11 protein-coding genes are annotated in these 19,872 nt (G+C 73.0%); 6 read left to right on the plus strand and 5 right to left on the minus strand.

The window, feature by feature from the left end; all coding sequences use genetic code 11:
* Positions 1 to 17 precede the first annotated feature (17 nt).
* The 4 genes from PWG71_RS20150 to PWG71_RS20165 form a co-directional block, all read right to left on the minus strand.
* Complete coding sequence (locus PWG71_RS20150; RefSeq protein WP_274811469.1) at positions 18 to 3,845, minus strand: DUF5682 family protein; 3,828 nt, start codon at positions 3,843 to 3,845, stop codon at positions 18 to 20.
* Position 3,846: 1 nt separating this feature from the next.
* On the minus strand, positions 3,847 to 4,989 hold the full coding sequence (locus PWG71_RS20155) for an ATP-binding protein (protein WP_274811470.1): 1,143 nt from the start codon (positions 4,987 to 4,989) through the stop codon (positions 3,847 to 3,849).
* A 94-nt stretch (positions 4,990 to 5,083) separates the two neighbouring features.
* Entirely contained in the window at positions 5,084 to 9,997 is a 4,914-nt protein-coding gene (locus tag PWG71_RS20160) for a hypothetical protein (protein WP_274811471.1), read from the minus strand.
* Positions 9,994 to 10,875 carry a DUF4132 domain-containing protein gene (locus PWG71_RS20165; protein ID WP_274811472.1) on the minus strand — a complete coding sequence of 294 codons (882 nt, stop codon included), beginning with the start codon at positions 10,873 to 10,875 and terminating at the stop codon, positions 9,994 to 9,996. The genes PWG71_RS20160 and PWG71_RS20165 overlap by 4 nt, the downstream gene beginning before the upstream one ends.
* A 112-nt stretch (positions 10,876 to 10,987) precedes the next feature.
* Between PWG71_RS20165 and PWG71_RS20170 the strand changes: the two genes are divergently transcribed.
* Complete coding sequence (locus PWG71_RS20170) at positions 10,988 to 11,500, plus strand: DUF1203 domain-containing protein (protein ID WP_274811473.1); 513 nt, start codon at positions 10,988 to 10,990, stop codon at positions 11,498 to 11,500.
* A gap of 72 nt (positions 11,501 to 11,572) precedes the next feature.
* Here PWG71_RS20170 and PWG71_RS20175 read toward each other — a convergent pair whose 3' ends face one another.
* Entirely contained in the window at positions 11,573 to 12,538 is a 966-nt protein-coding gene (locus tag PWG71_RS20175) for a heme o synthase (RefSeq protein ID WP_274811474.1), read from the minus strand.
* A gap of 654 nt (positions 12,539 to 13,192) precedes the next feature.
* Between PWG71_RS20175 and tkt the strand changes: the two genes are divergently transcribed.
* From tkt to pgl, 5 genes are all read left to right on the plus strand, one after another.
* On the plus strand, positions 13,193 to 15,286 hold the full coding sequence (gene tkt / locus PWG71_RS20180; protein ID WP_274811475.1) for a transketolase: 2,094 nt from the start codon (positions 13,193 to 13,195) through the stop codon (positions 15,284 to 15,286).
* Positions 15,287 to 15,352: 66 nt separating this feature from the next.
* Positions 15,353 to 16,459 carry a transaldolase gene (gene tal / locus PWG71_RS20185; protein ID WP_274811476.1) on the plus strand — a complete coding sequence of 369 codons (1,107 nt, stop codon included), beginning with the start codon at positions 15,353 to 15,355 and terminating at the stop codon, positions 16,457 to 16,459.
* A 115-nt stretch (positions 16,460 to 16,574) separates the two neighbouring features.
* Positions 16,575 to 18,122 (plus strand): glucose-6-phosphate dehydrogenase, encoded by a 1,548-nt coding sequence (zwf, locus tag PWG71_RS20190; RefSeq protein ID WP_274811477.1) that lies wholly within the window; start codon positions 16,575 to 16,577, stop codon positions 18,120 to 18,122.
* Positions 18,123 to 18,150: 28 nt separating this feature from the next.
* Positions 18,151 to 19,077 (plus strand): glucose-6-phosphate dehydrogenase assembly protein OpcA, encoded by a 927-nt coding sequence (locus PWG71_RS20195; RefSeq protein ID WP_274811478.1) that lies wholly within the window; start codon positions 18,151 to 18,153, stop codon positions 19,075 to 19,077.
* Positions 19,074 to 19,820 carry a 6-phosphogluconolactonase gene (gene pgl / locus PWG71_RS20200; protein WP_274811479.1) on the plus strand — a complete coding sequence of 249 codons (747 nt, stop codon included), beginning with the start codon at positions 19,074 to 19,076 and terminating at the stop codon, positions 19,818 to 19,820. The genes PWG71_RS20195 and pgl overlap by 4 nt, the downstream gene beginning before the upstream one ends.
* The last annotated feature ends 52 nt before the right edge of the window (positions 19,821 to 19,872 follow it).

The raw sequence follows: 19,872 nt of genomic DNA on the forward strand, positions 1-19,872 counted from the left end.
TGGTCCTTCCAGAGTGGTCAACCGCGCACCTTCTCACCGATCCACGCGGCCAGTCGCTCGGGGCCCAGGGCGGCCACCGGCATGCCGGCGTCGGCGAACGACGCGGCGATCGCCCGGTTGTACACCGGTGCGCCGCCGTGATCGAGGGCGGCCAGGCCGAGCAGGTGCACGCCGGCCGAGGCCAGGGCCCGGACCTCTCCAAGGGTGCGCGACAGGCTGCCGCCCTCTTCGAAGTCGGTGATGAGCGCGACGATGGTGCGGCTCGGCACCCGCACCTTCGCCCGGGTGTGGGCCAGTCCCGCACCGATGTCGGTACCGCCGCCCACGGAGACCTCCAACAACAGGGCCAGGGGGTCGTGGACCCGGTCGGTGAGGTCGATGACCTCGGTGGAGAAGGCGGTGAGGGAGACGCTCAGCGCGGGCATGCCGTGGAGGATCGCGGCGACCAGGGCGGCGTGGATCGTGGAGCGTTCCATCGACCCGGACACGTCCACGACGATGTGCACGTGCCAGTCGGCGCTGCGCCGCGCACGGGTGGTGAACACCGGGTTCTCGGGGACGATCAGAGGGCCGTCCGCCCCGGGGCGGACGGTGTGGAGGTTGGCGCGGACGGTGCGTCCCAGGTCGAGGCGACCGCCCCGGCGGCGGGTGGGCCGGGGGACGGACAGCCCGGACAGCGCGGGGCGCAGGCGGCGGGCCAGTTCGGCGGTGAGGCGGTCGGTGAGGCGTTTCACCAGGGGGCGCAGCCGGACCAATCGGGCCTCGGGCAGGGCGCCGGCCAAGGAGAGGACCTGTTCGAGGAGGTCCACCGAGGGGGTGACGGTGTCGGGGTCGAGGTGATCGAGGACGTCGGAGCGGCCGCGTTCGGCGGCCCGGCCCAGGACCTCTTCGCGCACGTCGACGCCGAACAGGGCCTGGAGTTCCTCCGACCATTCCCGGGCTGCGGGTTCGGAGCGGCCCCGCCCGCCGGTGGGGTCGTGCGATCCCTCGCCGTGACCGCGTCCGTAGAGCTCGTCCAGGGCCCGGGCGGCACGCCGCGCCGGGGCCGAGCCCCCTTGCGGTTCGCGCCCCAGGACGAGCCGCCACCGGTCGGCGGCGCCGATGGCGCGCTCCCCGGGAACCGGGCCTGTGGACAACCCGCTCGGGGCCGTTTCCGCAGGCGACACTGAAAGGGATCCGGTCCGTGTTCCGAGAGGAATCGCCATGTTCTCCACCGTGGGCGTGTCCACCCCGTCCCCCGCATCCTCCTCCCCGGCCGGCCGAGGGGGCGCCGCACCGGAATCCATCGGCGCGGACCCCCCGGTCCGGGGGGCGGCGGGGTCGGCCCCCTCCGGCGGAACGGCCGATCCGGCGGTGTCCCCGGAGGTGGGTGTGCCGGCGGTGAGGGCGGTGAGGAAGGCCGGCAGGAGGGCGTTCACGGCGGTGCGGGCGGTGGTGTCGGCGTCGGCGAGGGCCGCGGCCAGGGCCTGGGGCACGGTCAGGTCGGTGTCCACCTCACCGAGGCGTTCGGTGATCGCGTCCAGGAAGCGACCCCTGGCCGCGTTCGACAGGGCCTCGAATCCTTCGCGCAGCGCGGGCAGGCGGGTGAGGAACCCGGGGTCGTCCCAGCCCTCCACCCGTTCGGTGAGGGTGTCCAGGAGCGCGGGGTCGGCCTCCAGCACCGGGGCGGCCACCACCAGCGCGCCGGTGAGTCGGCGGGCCAGGGCCGTGCCGTCGGAGGCGTCGTCGGCCCATCCGGCCAGGCGGGCGGCCGTCTCGCCGGGGTCGGTGGCCTCCAGCAGGAGCAGGGCGGCCAGGGCTGCGCCCTGGGCGAGCGCTCCCCCTTCGGTGAGCAGCGAGCGCAACTGCCACAGCAGTCGGTGGACGCCGACGGCGCCCGGCAGGGCCGCCTGGTCCTGGACCATGCGGACGACCCGCAACAGGGACTCCGCGTCGGCGCGGTCGGTGCTGCCCGCCATACCGGGCACGGAGGCGATGGCGGCCTCCGCCAACCGGGTGCGGAGCCTCACCAGTGCGTCGGGGGCCTCGGGCATGCCGGGGATCCGGCCGACGACGATCCGTTGGAGCCGGTCGTGCAGGGTGACGGCGTCGGTCAGACCGGCCCGGGGCAGCACCTCGTCGCGGACGCGGTGGCCGAGGTCGGTCACCAGGTCGGGCAGCGCGCACTCGGCGGCCCCGGTGAGCAGGTTCCCGACGAGTTCGGGGGTGAGGTCGCCTTCGTGGTCGCGCAGCCGGGCGGCGATCCGACCACGGGCGACCTGTTCGAGGGTCGTCCCGTAACAGGCCGCGAGTTCGAGGGTGGCCCCGGTGGAGGGGGTCCAGCGGAGGTTCCAGGAGCGGCCCAGGGTCTCGCCGTCGGTGGTGGGGCCCGTGTCGTCCAGGGACTCGCCGTAGGCGATGCCCGCGGCGACCATCCGTTGCAGGGCGATGTGCCGTTCCCGGTCCAGCGGGGAGCGCATCGGATCCAGCCGCGACTCCCGGCGTTCGTCGCCGGGACCGGGCAGGCGCAACCGGGCGACCAGGGAGGAGACGTGCACGCTCAGGCCGGAGGCCGGGGCGTCCGGTGCCGGGCGACCGCGCCGATCGCCGACGAGTTCGCGCTGGGCGGCGCGGGCCAGGGCCCGGGCCCGCCCCAGGGGCTCGCCCTGGGCGAGGGCGCTGGTGAGCGCTTCGATGAGCTCGCGGCGTCCGGGCGCGGGCAGCCCGCGCAGGACGGCCAGGTCGCGGGCCATGCGATAGGCGGCGGTCGTGTCGGGGACACCGCACACGTGCCCGTCGGCGCGCAGCCGGGCACCGATCGCCGACAGACGGCGGATCGCCGCCTCCTCCACCCGCTCGGGGACGCCGGCGGCCGCGTGGACGTCCTGCTGCCATTCGGGGTCGCGGATGCCCGCCGGGTAACCGGAACGGGAGTCGAGGAGGGCGAAGGTGTAGGGGATGAGGGCGGTGACCGTGCCGCCGGTGTGGGATCCGGGTTCGGGAACGGGCACCTCGTGCGCCTCGGGCAGGGCGATCGGGCTCTCCGGCACCGCGAGCGACCGGCCAGGGTCATCGGTTCCGCGGCCGGGGGGCCGCGCTTGGGCCGCCGGGTCGGCGGGCGTCGGGTCTGCGGGCGTCGGGTCTGCGGGCGGGACGGCGGGCGGGGTGAGGGAGCGGCGCAGGGTGTCGCGGGCGGTCTCGGAGAGCAGGGCCGCGGCGTGGTAGGCGCCCACGACGGCCACCGGACGGACGGCGCCGATCTCGGCGATCCGGCGTCGCATCCAGGCCTCGCGGGCACGGTCGTGCGAGCCGGGGCCGTCGGGTTCGGCCGCGCGGTGGGCCCAGCCCAGGGCCAGTGCCGCACGGCGGATCCGTTCGGGATCGGCGCCCTGGGAACGCGCCTCGACCAGGCGGTCCCAGAGCTCCTCCCCGTCGGTGACGTCGGCGGCCCGCAGCATCGCCTCGGACAGCCCCGAGGGGGTGCGCGGGGCGTCGGTGTCGGGCACCCTCACCGAGGCGGGCAGGTCGATGGCGTGCACCGGAACGCCGTGCTGCCGGGCCCAGCGCAGCGCCGCGAGTTCCGGCGAGAAGTCGGCGAACGGGTAGAAGGCGTGCGCGCCGTCCTCGGACCCGCCCAGGACGAGGGCGACGGGTGCGATCGTGTCGGGGTGGGCGAGCCACTCCAGCCACGGCCCTGCCTCCCAGGGCAGTTCGACGAGCACCGCGTCGGGGTCGGCGGCCGACAACAGGGCGGGCATGGCGGCGGCCAGGACCGGCGAATGGTGGCGCACGCCCACCAGGTACGGCGAGGCGCACCCGGCCAACGCCGCCACCACGGCCTCGGGGGCCTCGGCGGTGGACGTCACGTCACTCCCCCAGGACATGACGCAGCTCGTACAGGCGCTGCCACATGCGGGCGCCGTTCTCGGCCCGGTGGCGGATCGTGGAGTCCCAGTAGGCGAGCAGCCGCCCGTGGTCGTCCGGGTCGTCCTTGCGGACCGTGCCCAGCAGGTATCCGGGCAGCAGCGACAGCGGGTCGGACACCCCCAGGTAGGCGCTCTGCAACCCGAGGGAGGTGGTGACGCCGACGGCCTCGGCGGTGCTCATGACGGTGGTGGGCCGCTCCACCGGCCACCCCTCCACCGAGGTGCCCGAACGCAGGTCGCGGAAGGCGGTGACGAGTGCCTCCAGGACCGCGTCGTCCACGGGCCGGGCGTGGCCGTGGCGGGCCAGGGCGGTGCCCGCCTGCCGGCGCACCAGCGCCACCTCGGCCGTCAGGTCGGCGATGGGCGGTACCACCTCGAAGTTGAAGCGGCGCTTGAGGGCGGCGCTCATCTCCGACACGCCCCGGTCGCGCAGGTTCGCGGTGGCGATGACGTTGAACCCGGGTCGGGCGAGGAAGGTGCCGTCGTCGGCGAGTTCGGGCACGGACATGCGGCGGTCGGAAAGGATGGACACCAGGGCGTCCTGCACCTCCGGCAGGCAGCGGGTGACCTCCTCGACCCGGGCGATGCGGCCGGTGCGCATCGCGGTGAGCACCGGGGAGGGGGCCAGCGCGTCGGGGACGGGCCCCTTCGCGAGCAGGAGGGCGTAGTTCCAGCCGTAGCGCAGGTGCTCCTCGTTGGTGCCGGCGGTGCCCTGCACGGTGAGGGAGCCGGTCCCGCCGACGGCGGTGGCCAGCAGTTCGGAGAGCATGGACTTGGCGGTGCCGGGTTCGCCGACCAGGAGCAGTCCGCGCTCACCGGCGAGGGTGACCGCGCAACGCTCCACGAGGCCGCGGTCGCCCACGAACTTGGCGGTGATCTCCAGGGAGGCGGGCAGCCCGTCGACGGGTTCGGGCAGGCGCAGGCGTTCGCCGGCGCTGCCGACGATGAACGTCACGACGGCGCGGGGCGTCAGCGCCCACCCCGGCGGCCGGGGACCGGTGTCGTGGGCGGTCAGGAACGCCAGTTCCTCGGCGTACCGCCGCTCGGCCGGTTCGATCTGCGCGTCGGTCGTGGGCTCGGGCACCACGGTCTCCTCCGGGGTAAGGGGGGCGGGGATGGAAGGTCGATCGGGTGCCCCGGTCCCGGCGAACGGCCGGGACCGGGGCGGGGGGCGGAGGTCACGAGGTCGGGGCGTCGCCCTCACGGACACGTCGCCAGGCCTCGGCGAAGACCTCCGGAACCGGACGCACGGGCAGGTTCCGTTGCGGGAGCGGCGAGAGCACGGCCGTGCCGTTGATCCGCAGGTCGTACAGCGACGCCTTCCACGTCTCGAAGGGCAGGTCGGGGCCCTGCTTGATGTCGGTCCACGCGCCCGGCAGGAAGACCGTGCGACCGGCTCGGGCGCGTTTGGCCGTCATGACCAGGCCTCGGTCGAGCAGTTCGGTCCGGGCCCTGCCGTGCCGGGCCGGACTCCATCCGTTGACGGCGCGGATCCGCTTGTCGGTGGGCTCCAGGACCGCGAGCAGTTGCAGGTACAGCCGGGCGGCGTCCTCGGACAACCCGAGTGTCCCGGCGGCCTCGGCGAACAGCTCCGGTACGGAGGCCGCCGGATCGTACTCGTGGGCGCCCTCGGGCAGCGCTCCGGAGGCGATACGGTCGGCGATCGCCGTGTACCCGGGGCTGCGCAGCAGGTCCACGGTCCGCACGGCGGAGGAGCCGTGCGAGGGGAACTCGTCCCCTTGGATCAGGGCGCGCAGCGTCCCGGAGTGCACCCCGTCGTCGAAACGGGCGGGACGGAACCACAGCCGCAGGCCGTAGGCCTCACCGGACAGGACCACCGTGCCGTTGTCGGTGGCCTCGATGGGGGTGGCCCCGCCGACGGCGGCCCGGTAGGGCTCCCCGCCGATCCGCTCCCGCAGCGCCTCACGCCCCTCCCCCCAGAAGGAGCCCACGCTCAGCAGCAGTTCGGGGGCGTCCAGGCGGGCACGCAGGATCCGCAGGGTCCCGGGGACGGCCTCACGGACGGGGTCGCCCGCGGGGAGTTCGGCGTGGACCCAGGGGATCAGCAACGCGAACTCCGCGAGCAGACCTTCCAGGGCCGACGCCCGCGCGGGTTCGTGCCGGACCTCGATCCGGACGCGGTTGTAGGACTCCTCCGACTCCAGCCGGCTGCGCGTGTCCGTGGTCAGGACCGGGTCGTGGGAGGGGTCCATCAACAGGCGCAGCGTAGCGGTGCCGGTGGGAGGCCACGGGGTCTGGAGGGCGGCCAGGACCGCGGGCGACAGGGGCTCGCGGACCCCCTTCAGCCGGTTCCAGGCGTCGGCGAGGCGTTCGGCCGCCGCGCGCGTCCCCTCCGGGGACCACAGGGCGGCGAACTCCTCGGGGGTTCGCGGCAGGGCGTCGCGGTACAGCTCCAGCACGGTCTCCCGGTCCACCGCGCCCAGTTCCCGGGCGCCGATCCAGGTCTGCGTCTCCGTCAAGCCGATCGCCCTGCGCGCTTCGGTGGTGAAGGCGTTCTCATGGAAGCGCTGGACCAACAGCATGGCGGCGGCCTCCGTGGGCAGGCCGGTGCGCGCGGCCAAGGCGTCGACCGCCTCGGGGCTCCAGGACAGCGGACCGTGCTCGGCCAGGGCGGCCAGGAACGCGGTGATCGCCCGAGCGGTGCCCCACCCCGGGGCGATCCGGGTGCGGCGCAGTTCCCGAACGCCCGGGGCCGTGGGCAGGGCGTCACCGGCCGACGTCTCGACGAACCACTGGGCCCGCTTCTCCTTCTTCGTCCTCTCCCGTTCGGGGACGTCCGGCACGAGGTCGAGTCCGGCCCGGCGCCCGCCGTCGGCGCCGATCACGGAGGGATCGTGCCTCTCGTTGGAGAGCACGATACCCAGGTCCAGTTCCACGTCGGGGTCGGCGAACACGGTGTCGGCCCACCGGGTGAGAAGGTCGACCAGGACCGCGCGCTCGGCCTCCCCGGTCAGGGGTGAGGCCGCCGACCAGGCCAGGGTCCCGATCGAGCCGGGGAGCGAGGACCAGTCCAGGGCCGTCGACGGTCGCCCGCGCAGCGCGTCGAGGTCGTCCTCACCGCGCAGGAAGCGGGAGGTGGCCTCGATGTGGCCGCGCACGTCCCCGTCGCCGACGTGGTGCAAGGGCAGGAAGGGCCTGAGCGCGGTGAGGAGTTCCTCGGACTCGGGACCGACGGCGTCGAGTCCCTTGACCCGTTCGGCCTTCTCCAGGTAGGTGTCCAGGTCGTGCCGCAGCCGCGCGGCGGCGATCGCCAACCCCATGAGCCCGTCGATGATCCCCGGAGCCGGTGGGGCGCCCTCCGGGGAGGACAGCAGGGCCGTGACCGCCCGACGGGTGCCGGCCAGAGGGCCGTCGGCCGCCGTGACGGGGGCCTTGGCGACGATCATGGACCGTGCGGCCGGCGTCATCCGGTCGCGCTCGGCCAGGGCCGCCGCCACCAGGTCCTTCAGGTCGGCGCCGCGCACGGTGCGCAGGAACGCCGAGGCGGCGGTGTCGCGCGGCCTCATGAAGTACCAGAACAGCATGGGCGGCAGGTGGGGTGTGCCCCATTTGGCGGTGCAGTCGCAGGCCCCGCCGAGATGGCAGCTCCACAACCGGCGGCCCTCGGTGTCGACGAGGCCGATCCCGTTGGCGTTGGTGAGGACGTGGGTGTCCTCACCACCGGGTGGGGTGAACAGGCCGATCGCGGGCAGGAACCGGTGTCCTCGGTTCTCCGTGGTGCGGATCCGGACCTCACGTCCGTCGGTGGAGACGATCCGGTGGAGGCCCTCACCGGCCCGGCCGCGCACGATCGCGAACCCGGCCGGGCCCTCGGTGTTCCCGAGCGGGCCTTCGGTCGCCGGTTCGACGAGCGGCACCAGGGTGGACAGCCACGGCATCAGCGTCTCCCCCTCACCGATCCGCTGTTCCTCCAGGAAGGCGGGCAGGCTGGCCCGCCCGAAGGCGCCGGTGGCGGGGTCGACCTCCACCGCGACGTCCCGCTGTTCGTCACGGGTCCAGAAGGTCCGCCCGTCGGAGAGCACGTGCCGGTCGCGGAGCCCGTCGACGTCCCCGGCCCGCAGGGCGCGTCGACCGTTCATGCGGGCTCCGTCGGCGGTCGCCTGGGCCACCCCGGGGGTCTGATCGCGCCACATGGCCCCGTGGACCACCGAGTCGTAGTCGAAGGCGAGTCGTTCGTCGGGGGCGTCGGACCAGTAACCGAAGTGGTCGTGATCCTTGGTGTAGGACACCAGGAACCGGCCCTGGACGTAGAGCGCGCCGGTGGCGGTGGCCCCCCTGGGCAGCATCAGGTGGTGCTCGGCCACGCGTTCCCGAGGGCCCACCGCGATGGCCCGCTCCTGTGAGCAGAGGGTGTAGACCGGCCAGGAGGAGGTGCCGTGGAGCTCGGTGCCGCCGCCACCGTGGGCGCCCAGTTCGAGGGCGGCCTCCTCCAGCGCCGGCCAGGTGTACTCGTCGACGATGCCGCTGTTGAGGGTCCGGGCCAGGAAGTCGGCGACGTCCAGGGCGGAGAGCCGGGCCAGGTGCCGGGGGAAGGCCCGGAAGATCTCGCCGTTCGTCTCGTGTCCCAGCGCCTCCAGTCGGTCGCGCAACCGGAACAGGCCACCGCCCTCCATCGCGGAGGTGAGCACCTCCAGCCGCCGTTCGACGTAGGGGTGCAGGTACTCGTAGGGGAGCAGGTCCTCCAGAACCTTTTGTCCGCCACGGTAACCGTAGCCGCTGCCGTAGGAGGCGACGGCCTCCTCCAGCAGCGGTTCCCACTCGGGGGCGGCGCGCAGGAACGCCAGGTCGCGGCGGGGGCCGCCGCGCGGGTGGTCCAGCCAGGTCTCCAGGTCGAGGGAGCCGCGCGCCCGGTCGGTGGTGACCGGGACGCCCAGTTCCAGGCACAGGTCGAGCAGATCGGCGGGGATGTTCGAGACGTACCGGCTCCGTCCCGAGACGGTGACCGGGGTCCCGTCGGCGCGCAGCCGGCCGGCGATCCGGGTGACCAGATCCAGGAACCCGTCGGGCAGCGACCTGTTCCATCCCCGGGTGTGGCCGATCATGCGGCTCACCCACCCGGCGGCGCCGCCGGGCACGGTCTGCGCGGGGTCGGCGAGCAGGTCCACCGCCCCCGCGTCGGCGAGAAGCCCCAGCCACCACCCGTGGAAGGGGGTGTCGCCGTAGCCGCCGGCGTTGACGAACGTGCCCAGCAGGGTGCGTGCGACCTCGGTGTCGGACCGGCCCAGGGTCACCAGTCCGGAGCGGGCGGACTTCCAGAACCCTTCGGGGGCGGAGGCGGTGGCGGGCACGGTGAGGAGTTCGCGCAGCAGCGACGCCTCCTCCTCGGCGGGGACGAGCCCGGCGGCCTTGGCCAGGGAACGGATCTGCTTGACGAGACCGGTCCACGGCGGCAGCCCGCCCAGGGTGCGGCGCACCGCCAGTTCGCGGAACTCGGTGTAGGCGCGGTCGGGGGCGTAACGGCCGGACAACTCGACGGCGTGCGCGGCCAGGGCCTTGACCGTGAGGGCACCGGCGAACGCGAACTCCAGGAAGGACTCGCGTCGGGTGGTCTCGTCGACGGGCAGGCTGTAGACCTGTTCGGCCTCACGGGCGCGGCCGAACATGATGGCGGCGGTGCGGGCGTTGTCGGCGGCCAGGAAGGCGCGGCCGGCCTGCTCCCAGTAGGCGGGCAGGTGCGGGATGGGGACCTCGGCGGCGATGCGGACGAACTCGTCGGAGGCCGGGCCGGGGCGGGTGGCGGCCAGGCGGGCGGCACCCTCCATCGGCCGGACCAGGGCCAGCGCCTCGGCCCGCCGGTCGGGGTCGTGGACGAGCGCCCACTCGGGGTAGCCCAGGCCGCGCGGGCGGGTCAGGGTCAGGGGCTCGGAATGGTGCGCGATGGCGAACCCGAGGAAGTCCATGGCGGAGTCCTCGGCGGGGGCCAGGGCGTCGGGGACCAGGCGCACGACCTGGCGGTCGCCCAGGGCCGGGTGGGTGTGGACCCGCGCGGAGACGGGGTCGGTGTGCCCGTCGACGACGGCGTCGAGAGGGGCCAGACCGGCGTCGAGGAGGCCTTCGTGGGGGGTGGTCACTTGTTCTCCTCCCGGGTGTTCTTACGGCCCGCGTAGATGAGTTCGGCCATGCGCACGCCCTCGGACCAGGCGACGGGGCCCACATCGGTGAGTCTCAAGGGGCGCTCGTCGGTGTCGACCCACAGCAGGGATCCGGTCTCGGTCTCCCAGTCGGGGGCGTCGGAGCCGATCCAGTGGCGGGCCTGCACCGGACGTCCGCCCTCGACGACCCGACAGGTCGCGTAACCGCCCCGGACGGGGAAGCCGTGGCGCTGGGCCAGGCCGGCGGCGTGGCGCAGTTCGTCGAACCGTCCGCCCGCGTAGTCGTCGATCTGGGCGGCGTCGGCGGCGAAGGCGTCGGGGCGGCGGTGGATCTGGCGGGTGAGCTGGGGCAGGCGTTGGGTGATGTCGAGTTCCAGGGCGAACTCGCGTACGTCGGCCAGGTCCTCGATGAGCACGGGGTGCGGGGGGACGACCCGGTCGGCGTCCAGCCAGACGCTCTCGGCGTCCAGGTCCAGGACGCCGATCCGGCCCCGGTCGTCGACACCGCGCAGGAACCCGCCCTCCCCTCCCTCGACGGGGGCGACGAACAGGTCGGTGAGCAGATCCCGCCAGGTCGGGTCGGGCCACACCGCGGCGATGACGGAGGCGGGCACCGGCAGGGAGCCCAGCAACCAGGACTCGACCCGGGCCGCGCAGTCGCGTTCGTGGCGTTCCAACCACAACAGCACGTCGGCCAGGCGGCGCGCCTGATCGGATTCGCGCACCTTCTTGGGCACCGTCTTGAGCCTGCGTCCCTTGGCGTTGCGGCAGGCGAGGGTGGTGCCCTCCAGGGCGAGGGAGTAGCCGTCGGGACCGTCGGTCCAGACCGGCTGGGGGGAAGGGGAGGTCATCGGCATGTCTGAGGTTATAGCGGTCTCCTGTGACAAGAGCGCGGTCCCGGGGAGCACCGGTGGACGCGATGTCCGATGAGTGCCGGCCCGATCGCGGCCCGTGCGCGATCCTGCTCCCATGAACACGGTGATCACATCGCACGAGATCCGGGCGATCGCCCCGGAGGTCCTGGAACGGTTGCGCGTCGCCGACGACGCCGGCCGTGTCCGACCGATCCGCACCGATCCCGAGGGCGGCGCCCCCTTGCGCTGCTGTCTGCGGCGGAGCCGGGCCGGGGAGCGGATCATGCTCGTCTCCTACGCCCCGTTGCGGGTCCGGCCCGGGGCGCACGGCGTCGACGCGGGCGCCTATGACGAGGTCGGCCCGGTCTTCGTCCACGGCGACGAGTGCGGCGGACCGGCCCACGGAACGGGGTATCCGGTCGCGTTGCACGGACCGCTGCGGGTCCTGCGCGCCTACGACGCCCGGGGCCGCATCCTGGGCGGGCGACTGATCGAGCTGCCCGACGCGCGGGCCGGGGAGGTCGACGGCGTCCTGACGGAGATGTTCGCCGACCCCGACGTGGCGTTGGTCCACGTGCGCGCGGTGGTGTTCGGCTGTTTCCTGGCCGAGGCCCGACCGATCCGCTGAACGCCGGCCCCGGGAACGACCGTGGCGGCGCCCCGAGGGGCGCCGCCACGGCGGACGGGTCGTCGGTCCGGGTCAGCCCAAGAGGCCGGCGAGCAGCGGGTCGACCGTGACGGCCACGAACAGCAACGCCAGGTAGGCGTTGGACAGGTGGAAGAAGCCCATCGTCTTGAGCTGCGCGCCGCTCACCCCGGCGCGGGAGCGCTGGAGCAGACGGTGGGCCTGGACGATCAGCAGGGCGCCGAGCGCGGTCGCGACCGCACCGTAGAACCAGGTGGTACCGGCCACCGGCCAGAAGATCAGCGACACGACCACGGTGGCCCAGCTGTACAGGACGCACTCCAGCAGGACCCGGCGGTCGCTGGCGACCACCGGCAGCATCGGGACCTTGGCCTGCGCGTAGTCCTCCTTGTAGCGCATGGCGAGCGTCCAGGTGTGCGGCGGCGTCCAGAAGAACACGACCAGGAAGAGGACGAACGGCGCCCAGTCCAGGCTGTTGGTGACGGCGGACCAGCCGATGAGGACGGGCATGCACCCGGCGATGCCGCCCCACACCACGTTCTGCGCGGTGCGGCGCTTGAGCAGCAGGGTGTAGACGAAGATGTAGAACGCGATCGCGAAGACCGACAGCGCCGCCGAGAGCAGGTTCACCAGCAGGGCGAACCCGACCGTGGATCCGATCGCCAGGATCAGCCCGTAGACGAGCGCGCCACGCGGTGTGACCAGTGCCATCGCACCGGGCCGTTGGCGGGTGCGACGCATCTCACGGTCGATGTCGCGGTCGATGTAGCAGTTCATCGCGTTCGCGCTGGCCGCCGACATCGTGCCGAACAGCAGCGTGTACACGGCGGTCCACAGCGGTGGGACGCCACCGGCCGCGACGAACATCACCGGGATCGTGGTGATGAGCAGCAGCTCGATGACGCGGGGTTTGGAGAGGGCCACATAGGCGCGCACGTACTCGCCGAAGGAGGCCTTGCGGGAGGCCTCGGGCACGGCGTCGTCGGACGTGGTGCGGGGCGCGGGGTCAGCGAGGGCCATCGGTCACCGTGTCCCCACTGCCGGACGGCTCGCTCGCGTCCCCACGGGGGGCACCGGCTCGGTTTCAGACACGCGGATACCTCGACAACTCTAGGGTCTTCGACACTGCTCGCCACGCGGGGTCGGGCGGACCGACGAAAAGCGTCATGATCGGCGGAAACCCCGTCAACGACATACTGTAGTACTTGTTCGCGGGGCCCGAGGACCAGCCCCCTCCGATGCGAAAGTCCCAGGTCCTTCGGCACGTCAGGGCGGTCGGCCACGGCGGGTCACAGAAGGGTCGCACACGCCCCGCACGCCCGCCAGCCGCCACGCACCCGCTCCCCCACCGCCCGACCGGCCGTCTGCGGGGTGCCCGGACGAGCGTGTGAGCGGTGTCGGGCAACGACATCTCCGGTTACGGACGATAGGCTCGAAGTCGACCGAACCAGCCCCGGTTCCGGACACGCTCCCGGCCGCCACCGGCCGAGAGCGGCACACGGCCCACGGTGTTCGGGACGAGAACACGATCACGGCCCACCCCCGCGCCCCTTGAGCCCCGCCCCGACGGCGGGTCGCCAGGGTGCCCGGCGACGGTGCGGACGACCGATGCGACACCGACCCCACACCCGGGCCGGAACCGGGGACGTGCCCGAGAAGGAGAAACGAGAGTCCGTGAACGCCCACACCCCGCAGGCCCTGGAGTGGTCGGACCTCGACCGCCGCGCCGTCGACACGGTCCGCGCCCTGGCCATGGACGCCGTAGAGAAGTCGGGTAACGGACACCCCGGCACCGCGATGAGTCTCGCACCCGCCGCCTACCTCCTGTTCCAGAAGATCATGCGGCACGACCCGGCCGCCCCCGAGTGGGTGGGCCGCGACCGCTTCGTGCTGTCCGCCGGCCACTCCAGCCTGACCCTGTACATCCAGCTCTACCTGGCCGGCTACGGACTGGAACTGGACGACCTCAAGGCTCTGCGGCAGTGGGACAGCCGCACCCCGGGACATCCGGAGTTCAGCCACACCCCCGGTGTCGAGACCACCACCGGTCCGCTCGGCCAGGGTGTCGGCAACGCCGTCGGCATGGCCATGGCGGCGCGCCGCGAGCGCGGCCTGTACAACCCCGAGGCCGGCCCCGGCGCCAGCCCCTTCGACCACCACATCTACGCCATCTGCTCCGACGGCGACGTGCAGGAGGGCGTGAGCCACGAGGCCAGCGCCCTGGCCGGCACCCAGAACCTGGGCAACCTCACCCTCATCTGGGACGACAACCGGATCTCCATCGAGGACGACACCCGCGTCGCGCACTCCGAGGACGTGGCCGAGCGCTACCGGGCCTACGGCTGGCACGTCGAGGAGGTGGACTGGACCTCCGGCGGCGAGTACGCCGAGGACGTCGACGCCCTGTACCGGGCGATCCTCAACGGCAAGGCCGAGACCGAGCGTCCCACCTTCATCCGCCTGCGCACCGTCATCGGTTGGCCGGCGCCCAACAAGCAGAACACCGGCGCCATCCACGGCGCGGCCATCGGCGCCGCCGAGATCAGCGCCACGAAGGAACTCCTCGGCCTGACCGACGAGCCGTTCCACGTCGACGACGACGTCATCGAGCACACCCGCGCCGCGCTGGAGCGGGGCCGCACCGCCCGCGCCGAGTGGGAGACCCACTTCGAGGCCTGGCGTCGCGGCGCCGGCGAGCAGGGCGAGCTGTTCGACCGCCTCCAGTCCGGCAAGCTGCCCGAGGGCTGGGAGCAGGCGCTGCCGACCTTCGAACCCAGCGAGAAGGGCGTGGCCACCCGCAGCGCCAGCGGCTCGGTCCTCACCGCCGTCGCCCCCCTGCTGCCCGAGCTGTGGGGCGGTTCCGCCGACCTCGCCGGCTCCAACAACACCACGCCCAAGGGCGAGCCGTCGTTCCTGCCCTTCGACCGGGCCAGCTCGATGTTCCCCGGCAACCCGTACGGTCGCGTGCTGCACTTCGGTGTCCGTGAGCACGGCATGGGCTCGATCCTCAACGGCATCGCCCTGCACGGCCCCACCCGCCCCTACGGCGGCACCTTCCTGGTGTTCAGCGACTACATGCGCCCGTCGGTGCGGCTGGCCGCGCTCATGAAGCTCCCCGTGACCTACGTGTGGACGCACGACTCCATCGGTCTGGGCGAGGACGGTCCCACCCACCAGCCGGTCGAGCACCTGTGGTCGCTGCGCGCCATCCCGGGTCTGGACGTGGTCCGCCCGGCCGACGCCAACGAGACCGCCGTGGTCTGGCGCAGGATCCTGGAGAACCCCCACGGCCCGGCCGCCCTGGCGCTGACCCGCCAGAACGTCCCGGTCCTGGACCGCTCCGAGTACGCCCCGGCCGAGGGCGCCGCCAAGGGCGGCTACATCCTCGCCGAGGCCACCGGCGGTTCCCCCGCGGCGATCATCATCGCCACCGGCAGCGAGGTGCAGCTGGCCTTGGCCGCCCGCACCGAGCTGGAGGACGCCGGCACCCCCACCCGTGTGGTGTCCATGCCGTGCGTGGAGTGGTTCGAGGCCCAGAGCCGGGAGTACCGCGAGCAGGTCCTGCCGCCGTCGGTGCGCACCCGCGTCTCCGTCGAGGCCGGCATCGCGCTGGGGTGGCGTTCCCACGTCGGCGACGCCGGCGAGTCGGTCTCCCTGGAGCACTTCGGGGCCTCCGCGCCCTACCAGACGCTGTACGAGAAGTTCGGGATCACCTCCGAGGCCGTCGTCGCCGCTGTCCGCAGCAGCGCCGCCAAGGCCGGACGCTGACATCGCGGGCCCCGCCGGAGACACACCGGCGGGGCCCGCGCTCCCTGTGAGAGGAAGGCGCACACCATGAGCAAGCCGCTTCAGGCACTGTCCGACGCGGGCGTATCGGTCTGGCTGGACGACATCAGCCGCGAACGCCTGCGCACCGGGAACCTGACCGACCTGATGTCCACGCACAACGTGGTCGGGGTCACCTCCAACCCGACCATCTTCGACAAGGCGCTCGCCGAGGGCGACGCCTACGACGAGCAGGTCCGCGAACTCGCCCTGCGCGGCGTGTCCGTGGACGAGGCCGTCCGGGCGCTCACCGCCTACGACATCCGCTGGGCCGCCGACACCCTGCGCCCCGTCTACGACGCCACCGACCGCGTCGACGGCAGGGTCTCCCTTGAGGTCGACCCGCGACTGGCCCTCGACACCGAGCGCACCGTCGCCGAGGCCAAGGCCCTGTGGTGGCTGGTGGACCGGCCCAACCTGATGATCAAGATCCCGGCGACCGTCCAGGGTCTGCCCGCCATCACCCGCGTACTGGGGATGGGCATCAGCGTCAACGTCACGCTGATCTTCTCCCTGGGCCGCTACCGTCAGGTGATGGACGCCTTCCTGGAGGGCATGGAACTGGCCCGGAACAACGGCCACGACCTGTCCCGGATCCAGTCCGTCGCCTCCTTCTTCGTCAGCCGGGTGGACAGCGAGGTGGACAAGCGACTCAAGGCCATCGGCACCGACGAGGCCAAGGCCCTGCTGGGGCGGGCCGCGGTGGCCAACGCCCGGCTGGCCTACCAGGCCTACGAGGAGGTCTTCTCGGGCGCCGAGTGGAAGGCCCTGGAGGCGCAGGGCGCCACCCCGCAGCGCCCGCTGTGGGCGTCCACCGGTGTCAAGGACCCGGCCTACGCGGACACCCTCTACGTCACCGAGCTGGTGGCGCGCGACACCGTCAACACGATGCCGCAGGCGACCCTGGACGCCACCGCCGACCACGCGGAGGTCACCGGCAACACCGTGCTGGGCACCTACGACCGTGCCCGCGCCGACTTCGCCGCGCTGGAGGACGCCGGGGTGAGCCTCCCCGAGGTCTTCGGGCTCCTGGAGGAGGAGGGCGTGAGGAAGTTCATCGACTCCTGGGAGAGCCTGCTCGGGGAGTTGTCCGCGAAGCTGGAATCGGCCACCTGATCCGTTCGGCCGACCGGCGTCCCGCCCGCGCCCCCGAGCCGGGGCGCGGGCGGAGCCCGTCACGACCCACCGGCCACTCTCGACAGGAAGAGCGAGAACCTTGAAAGAACCGGTGATGCCGGGAGCGGTTCCCAACCCGCTCCGCAGCGCCCTCGACCGAAGACTGCCGCGCATCGCCGGGCCCAGCGTCCTGGTGCTGTTCGGCGTCACGGGCGACCTCGCCCGCAAGAAACTCCTGCCGGCGATCTACGACCTCGCCAACCGCGGGATGCTGCCCCCGGGCTTCGGCCTGGTGGGTTTCGCCCGCCGGGAGTGGGAGGACCAGGACTTCGCCGAACAGGCGCACGAGGCGGTCCGCAAGTACGCCCGCACCCCGTTCCGTGAGGACGTCTGGCGCCAGCTGAGCGAGGGCGTCCGTTTCGTATCGGGCGAGTTGGACGACGACACGTCCTTCGACCGGCTCGCGGAGACCGTGCGCGAGCTGGACGCCGCGCGCGGCACCGGCGGCAACTACGCCTTCTACCTGTCCCTGCCGCCCAAGCTGTTCCCCACCGTGATCAAGCAGCTCAAGCGGTCCGGCCTGGCCGAGTCGCCCGAGGCGGACCCCGAGGGTGCGCGCCCCTGGCGTCGGGTGGTCATCGAGAAGCCGTTCGGCCACGACCTGCGCAGCGCCCAGGACCTCAACACGGTGGTGGACGACGTGTTCCCGCCCTCGTCGGTGTTCCGCATCGACCACTACCTGGGCAAGGAGACCGTCCAGAACATCCTGGCGCTGCGGTTCGCCAACACCCTGTTCGAACCGTTGTGGAACCGCGGGTACGTCGACCACGTGCAGATCACCATGGCCGAGGACATCGGTGTGGGCGGCCGGGCCGGCTACTACGACGGCATCGGCGCGGCCCGCGACGTCATCCAGAACCACCTGCTCCAGTTGTTGGCGCTGGTGGCGATGGAGGAGCCCATCTCCTACGACGCGGACGCCATCCGCGCCGAGAAGGAGAAGGTCCTGGCGGCGGTGTCGCTGCCCGAGGACCTGGAGACCGGGACCGCGCGCGGCCAGTACGCGGCCGGTTGGCAGGGCGGCGCGTCGGTGCGCGGTTATCTGGAGGAGGACGGCATCCCCGACGACTCCATCACCGAGACCTACGCCGCGCTGAAGCTCGCCGTCAACACCCGCCGTTGGTCGGGGGTGCCGTTCTACCTGCGCACGGGCAAGCGGTTGGGGCGTCGGGTCACCGAGGTGGCGCTGGTCTTCCAGGCCGCGCCCCAGCAGCTGTTCCCGCGCACCGACGTCAGCGAACTGGGCCAGAACGCCCTGGTGTTGCGCATCCAGCCCGATGAGGGGGTGACGCTGCGCTTCGGCTCCAAGGTGCCGGGCGCCAGCATGGAGGTGCGCGACGTGAGTATGGACTTCGCCTACGGGCAGTCGTTCACCGAGGCCAGTCCGGAGGCCTACGAGCGACTCATCCTGGACGTGCTCATCGGCGACCCGCCGCTGTTCCCACGCCAGGAGGAGGTCGAGCTGTCCTGGCGGATCCTGGACCCGGTCGAGGAGTACTGGGCCAAGGCGGGCCGGCCCGATCAGTACGGGTCGGGTACCTGGGGACCGGAGTCCGGCGAGCTCCTCCTCGCCCGCGACGGCCGTCAGTGGCGGCGTCCGTGACCGGCAACGACCACGTCGGGAGGAACCGATGACGCTCTACCTGCCGCGCACCACCACCGCCCAGATCACCGAGGCGCTCATGGCCGAGCGGCTCAGTGTCGGCGGTGGCGCCATGAACATGGTGCTCACCCTGGTCATCGTCACCGACGAGGCCGACCACTACGACGCGGTGCGGGCCGCCACCGAGGCCGGGCGCGAGCACCCCTCACGGGTGATCGCGCTGATCCGACGCGACCCCGACACCGAACCGGCCATCGACGCGGAGATCCGCCGTCCGGGCACCTCCGGTCCCGGCGAGGCGGTGCTGCTGCGACTGTACGGACCGCTCGGCGAGCACCCCGATTCGGTGGTCACCCCGCTGCTGGTGCCGGACGCCCCCGTGGTGGTGTGGTGGCCCGGGATCGGGCCCGTCGACCCGGCGGACGACCCGATGGGACGGCTGGCCCAGAGAAGGATCACCGACGCTTTGCGCGCCCCCGACCCGTTGCGGGACCTGGTGGAGCGGGTGTCCCACTACAGTCCGGGTGACACCGACCTGACCTGGACACGGCTGACCCCGTGGCGTTCGCTGCTGGCCAGCGCGATGGACCAGCCGTGCGGTTGGGTGACCGCGGCCAAGGTGACGGCCGAATCCCACTACCCGAGCGCCGACCTGTTGGCGGCGTGGCTGTCGGAACGGCTGGAGGTGCCCGTGGAGCGTGAGACCTCGCACGGCCCCGGCCTGACCGAGGTGCGGTTGATCACCGACCGGGGGGACATCACGATCTCCCGGGCCGACGGTCGCACCGCCACGCTGTCCCGGTTCGGCCAGCCGGACCAGACGGTGGCTCTGGCCCGGCGCGGCGCCGCCCAGGCCCTCGCCGAGGAGCTGCGCCGACTGGACGCCGATGAGATCTACGAGAGCGCGGCCCGCCATCTGGGACCGCTGCTCGCAGGAAGCGGAGTTGGGGCATGAGCACACCGCAGATCATCAGACACGCCGACGCCAAGGCCCTGGCCGAGGACGTCGCGCTGCGCCTGGTCAACGAGATCGTGCGGGCGGAGGCGGACAAGCGCACCTTCCACCTGGTCCTGACCGGGGGCGGGATCGGCATCGCGGCGTTGAACGCGGTGCGCGAGCACGCCGCCGAGTCCGGGATCGGCTGGTCCCACGTCCACCTGTGGTGGGGTGACGAACGGTTCCTCCCCGACAAGGACGCCGACCGCAACGAGACGCAGGCCCGCGCGGCGCTGATCGACGCCATCGGCGTCCCCGCCCAGCAGGTGCACCCCATGCCGGCCTCCGACGGGCTGGACGGGGACCACGCGACGCACGCCGCGACCCGTTACTCGCGGGAGTTGGCCGTGGCGGCGCGCGGGCAGGGGCCGGTCCCGGTCTTCGACGTGTGCCTGCTGGGCGTGGGACCGGACGCGCACATCGCGTCCCTGTTCCCGGGGCTGCCGCAGGTCCACGAGGACGAGGCGTCGGTCGCGCCGGTGCACGACTCGCCCAAGCCGCCGCCGACCCGGATCACCCTGACCCTGCCGTCGATCAACACCTCGCGCGAGGTGTGGGTGCTGGCCTCCGGTGAGGCCAAGGCGGAGGCGGTCCGGCTGGGGCTGGCCGGGGGCGACGTGGGCGAGGCGCCGGTGGCGGGCGTCCGCGGCACCGAGAAGACCCTCTTCTGGGTCGACGAGGCGGCCGCGTCGCTGATCTGAACGCACGTGTGAAGGGCCGGTGACCGAAGGGTCGCCGGCCCTTCGCGTGGGG

Origin of the sequence: Nocardiopsis sp. N85, from assembly GCF_028882275.1 — a bacterium.
Taxonomy (GTDB): Bacteria; Actinomycetota; Actinomycetes; order Streptosporangiales; family Streptosporangiaceae; genus Nocardiopsis; species Nocardiopsis lambiniae.